This window comes from Paratractidigestivibacter sp., assembly GCF_052362415.1.
Taxonomy (GTDB): Bacteria; Actinomycetota; Coriobacteriia; order Coriobacteriales; family Atopobiaceae; genus Paratractidigestivibacter.
On the sequence record NZ_DAWEMK010000162.1, the window covers coordinates 1,977 to 2,747 of the forward strand.

The window sequence follows — 771 nt, forward strand, 5'->3', positions numbered from 1 at the left end:
ATGGGCGGCACGGCGCGCGGGATGCACATCCAGAACGACCCGCTGCCGCTCGTGTGCGTGACGACCACTGCGGGCACCGGGTCCGAGGTCGACGCGGGCGCCGTCATTTCGTGCGAGGAGAACGACGAGAAGCTCCGCCTCGGCGACCCGCGGCTCATGCCGGTGCTCGCCGTCGTCGACCCCGAGCTCATGCTCACCGTGCCCGCGCGCCTTACGGCGTTCCAGGGCTTCGACGCGCTCTTCCACAGCGTCGAGTGCTTCATCGCGAACAACCACAACCCCATGGGCGACATGATCTGCCGCGAGGGTATCCGCAACGCCGCGGCTGCTCTCCCGACCTGCGTGAACGAAGGCTCCGACATCGATGCCCGCACGGAGCTCGCATTCGCGAACACGCTCGGCGGCTACGCGATGGTGTGCTCGGGCTGCTGCGGCTGCCACGGCACGGAGCACGCGATGAGCGCGCATCACCACGACCTGCCGCACGGCGCCGGCCTGATCATGATCGCGCGGGCGTACCACCAGCACATGATCGACGTGCACGCCTGCGACGAGCGGTATATCGAGATGGCCCGTCTGATGGGCAACGCCTCGGCGTCCGAGCCGGCTGATTTCATCGCCGAGCTCGAGCGCCTTATGGCCGCCTGCCACGTCGACGACCTCAAGATGAGCGATTGGGGCATCACCGAGGACGAGCTCGACGCGATGGCGACCAACGGGCTTTCCACCAACGCCGCGCTCTACGCGCACGATCCCTCGCCGCTCTCACAC

General features: G+C 68.0%; 1 protein-coding gene. It reads left to right on the forward strand.

Annotated elements, in window-relative coordinates:
- Positions 1-771: iron-containing alcohol dehydrogenase (locus tag ACT84W_RS10360; protein ID WP_444329152.1), on the forward strand; the 771-nt coding region annotated here is incomplete at both ends.